The organism is Flectobacillus sp. (assembly GCF_049240685.1).
GTDB lineage: Bacteria > Bacteroidota > Bacteroidia > Cytophagales > Spirosomataceae > Flectobacillus.
Map to the genome: position 1 here is coordinate 26,681 of NZ_JBMLSD010000047.1, position 3,893 is coordinate 30,573.

The 3,893-nt window shown below is 40.8% G+C and carries 4 protein-coding genes; 3 read left to right on the forward strand and 1 reads right to left on the reverse strand.

Annotated elements, in window-relative coordinates:
• The coding region (locus ACOVQ4_RS02280) for a sugar phosphate isomerase/epimerase family protein (RefSeq protein ID WP_421819044.1) at window positions 1–978 on the forward strand (978 nt) is incomplete at its 5' end.
• Here ACOVQ4_RS02280 and ACOVQ4_RS02285 read toward each other — a convergent pair.
• Window positions 975–2,141, reverse strand: coding sequence for an ATP-binding protein (locus ACOVQ4_RS02285; RefSeq protein ID WP_421819045.1), 1,167 nt, complete (start codon window positions 2,139–2,141; stop codon window positions 975–977). The genes ACOVQ4_RS02280 and ACOVQ4_RS02285 overlap by 4 nt on opposite strands.
• 63 nt (window positions 2,142–2,204) lie before the next feature.
• On the opposite strand from ACOVQ4_RS02285, the gene ACOVQ4_RS02290 reads away from it, so the two are divergent.
• Together ACOVQ4_RS02290 and ACOVQ4_RS02295 are read left to right on the forward strand one after the other, a co-directional pair.
• A complete protein-coding gene (locus tag ACOVQ4_RS02290) occupies window positions 2,205–3,077 on the forward strand; it encodes a hydroxypyruvate isomerase family protein (protein ID WP_421819046.1) in 873 nt (290 codons plus the stop codon).
• Between the two features lie 2 nt (window positions 3,078–3,079).
• The coding region (locus ACOVQ4_RS02295; protein WP_421819047.1) for a TIM barrel protein at window positions 3,080–3,893 on the forward strand (814 nt) is incomplete at its 3' end.

A 3,893-nucleotide genomic window follows, 5' to 3' on the forward strand; every position in this document is an offset into this window, starting at 1 on the left:
GCCACCTCCCTTTTTTCCTACGCTTACGAATGGAACTCTGGACAATTTTCGTTGGAAGACGTAATTGCCGAAACTCGTAAACGTGACTTAGGTACCGGTTTAGAAATAATTGGCTTTCAAAGCCTTAGAGGATTTCCATACATCTCTGACCAAACCGAAAAAGAAGTAAAAAACCTCCTTGACAAGTACGAGTTTGAGCCAGTGGCTTTAGATGCCAACATTGATGTGGCTATCAAACGCCACGCCAAAATGAGTATTGATGAAACCGTAGAATACATCAAACCTCAGATTTTGGCGGCTCAAAAACTCGGCTTTCCTATCCTGCGTTGCCAAACTACCGCACCAGCCGAAGTCTATCAAAAACTCGTGCCTTTTGCAGAAAAAGCTAACGTCGTGATGGGAATAGAGCTACATACGCCTTACAGCGTTGACCACCCTTCAGTAATTAAAATGGCTGAAATGTTTGGACAAATGCAGACCCGCGTGTTACGCTTTGTGCCAGATATGGGGACTTGTATGCGTGCCATTCCGGAGGCGTTATTGACCAGCTTTAAAACGGCAGGTGTTACTGACGAGATGATTGCCATTACCAAAGAAATTTGGCATAAAGATATTCCAACGCCAGCCAAATTTGGTGAATTGGCCCAAAGATTAGTTCCAATGGGGGCTACGCCGCCACAAATTGGTCGCCTGAATATGGCATTTAGCATGAATGGCCGTCAGCCCGTAGAAAACTGGAAAGAAATCATGCCCTACGTGGTACACGTACATGGTAAATTCTATGGTTTCGATGAAAATGGCGATGAGCCTTCGATAGATTACCCTGCCATTTTCAAGGTTTTCCACGAAGGAGGTTACAAAGGCTATATTTCATCAGAATACGAAGGCTCGGCATTTACCGATGAGTTTGATGCCTTCGACCAAGTAGAAAAACAGCATAAACTTTTCAAGAAAATTTTGTCGAATCTGGCTGTTTAATCTAAAAATTTATGCGTGTTTTTCCATGAAATAACCTCTGTGTCAAGGTATTGATAAGATTCTTGTCCACCATAAATTAAATTACGCTTGGGTACTTGGGTTGTTGAAATTTTTGTAAAAGTGTGCATATTCTTAAAATAAGAAGAATGAATTGTTTCGGCAGATTTGATTTCTGCAATATGCAACTGATTCATTTTTTCATACAAAACATCAACTTCTAATTGGTTGTTATCTCGCCAAAAATAGAATGATTGTTGGCGATACTCATGCGTTTGGTTTTTATGTAATTCGGCTATGATGAGATTTTCAAAAATCGCTCCTCGTTGATAATAATGGTCTAAGTCGCTTGTGTTATTCATGCCTAACAAATAACAAAGCAAGCCAGTATCGTAAAAATACAATTTAGGGGTTTTCACAAGCCTTTTACTGAAATTTTGATAGTAAGGGGCTAAGGTAAAAACAATATAGCTGGTTTCTAAAACCGATAACCAAGCCTGAGCGGTGGGCTGAGAAATACCGACTTCGTTGGCAATTTTTTGGATATTGAGCATTTGTCCTGCATGACCTGCACAGTATTTTAAAAAAAGCCTAAACAATCGTAGGTCTCGAATATTTATCAATTGCCTAACGTCACGCTCAATATAGGTTTCAATATAGTTTCTATGATAATCAGTTGGCTCAATGCCACGGTCGTAGATAGCAGGATAAAATCCTTTAAAAGCAGTACTACACCAGTCAGTAGGCAACAGTTGTTTAGAAGATAATTCTCTAAAATCGAGGGGCATTAGTTGAAATAAGGCAACTCTACCAGCTAAACTCTGACTAATACTTTGTAAAAGTTGAAAGTTCTGAGAACCCGAAAGTACAAATTGTCCCATTTGTTTATCATTATCTACTTTCGTTTGGAGGTATGAAAACAAAGAAGGCACTTGTTGTACTTCATCAAAAATAACACGAGAAGCGTAGTTTCGTAAAAACCCATTAGGGTCTAACAAGGCTCGCTCTCTAATATCAGGATTTTCAAGGGTAACATATTCATAATCAGGGAATAGATTCTTGATAAGGGTTGTTTTACCCGATTGTCGAGGACCAGTAATGGCTAAAATCGGGAATTTGCTTATAAGCCTTTGAATAGGCTCTGCCAAGGTTCTTTCAATAAACATATACTTTATTTTTATACAAATTTAAAATTTAATTTTAAAATAGTATATTTTAATTCCAATAATATGCCTTTTAAACTAAAATACGCTCCGCATATTGGTTCGTTTACGCATTCGGCAGGAAAAGACCCAATCGACCAAATCAATTATATGGCTGATTTGGGCTTCAAAGCTCTCGAAGATAGCGGCTTCGTGTCGCCCTTGGTGCAGTTTAATTCTACCCGCATGGGTATTGGGATGTGCAGCCAAACGCCTGAGATGCTCAATAAAATTGGCGAAACCTTGGCAAAAAGAGGCATGGAAATGGGCACGTTTGTATTGACCCCCACCAAATGGCCGCCCATCGAATTGGTCACTTCGGGCAAACCTGAATATTTAGAGGAATTTCTTACTAAATGTAAAAGCGGTGTAGAAGTTGCCAAACGTATCAATGCCAAATTTGTAACCATTACGCTCGATTGTTTCGACCGCTCTTTGCCTATCGAAATGCAAACGGCTCATGCCATTGATGCCCTCAGAAAAGCCAGTGATATTTTTGAGCCTATTGGCGTGACAATGGCGATAGAAACCCTTGCCGACCACCACGAGCTTTTCCTCAGAACCTCGGCACAGGCGTACATGTTGTGCAAAGCCGTGAACAGAGATGCCTGTAAAATTTTGTTCGATATGTATCATTTGCAAAAAAATGAAGGCAGATTGATATACCACATCGACATGGTTTGGGATGAAATCGGTTATTTCCAAGTTGGCGATGAACCAGGGCGATGCGAGCCAGGAACGGGTGAAATCAATTACAAAAATATCTTCAAACACATTTACCAAAAGTCGAAAGCCAGTCAGAAAGATTTCATTTTGGGCATGGAACATTTCAACTCAATTGATGGCATTGAAGGCGAACAAGCTTTATTAGAAGCCTATAAACAAGCTGATAATTTTTAAAAATGAATACTTTCAAACTCAAATACGCCCCCCATTTTGGGACATTCGCTTCGGCAGGAAGCGACCTTATCGACCAAATTAAATACTCGGCCGACTTAGGCTTTACCGCTTTTGAAGACAACGCCTTTTCGGGTGTACCCATGCCCAATTTGATGGGCATAGGGATGCTCGGACAAACGCCTGAGTACTTAGATAAAATTGGCAAAACGCTTTCCGACTTAAATATGGAAATGGGAACGTTTGTGATGGGGCCTGTCAATTGGCCACCCAATGCAGCGTTTACGTCGGGTAAAGAGGAATTTAGAAATATCTTTTTAGACAAATGTCGTCAAGCCGTAGAAGTAGGCAAACGCCTCAACGGCAAATACGTCACTGTTGTGCCAGATGCCGCAGACCCTACCTTGCCGTATGAAATCCAAACGGCGAATGTACTGGAAAGCCTCAAAAGAGCCGCCGAAATTTTCGAGCCTCATGGCATGGTAATGCTACTCGAACCGCTCAGTTTTCCGCCACAAGTCTATCTTAAAACTTCGGCACAATGCTATTTATTGGCAAAAGCCGTGAATAGCCCTGCCTGCAAAATTCTGTTCGATTTGTTTCATTTACAACAAAACGAAGGGCATTTGCAACGCAACATAGATTTGGTTTGGGACGAAATCGGCTATTTCCAGATTGGCGATGTACCCCAACGTTTTGAACCCAGTACAGGCGAAATCAACCACGAGATAGTATTCAAGCACATTTATCAAAAATCATTGGCAACAGGCAAAAACTTCATTTTTGGCATGGAACATTACAATTCGGTGGCAGGAGTAG

What these genes read in the sequence shown, in the direction of transcription:
- ACOVQ4_RS02285 (WP_421819045.1), bottom strand. Translation starts at nt 2,141, where the DNA reads ATGTTTATTGAAAGAACCTTGGCAGAGCCTATTCAAAGGCTTATAAGC.
- ACOVQ4_RS02290 (WP_421819046.1), top strand. Translation starts at nt 2,205, where the DNA reads ATGCCTTTTAAACTAAAATACGCTCCGCATATTGGTTCGTTTACGCAT.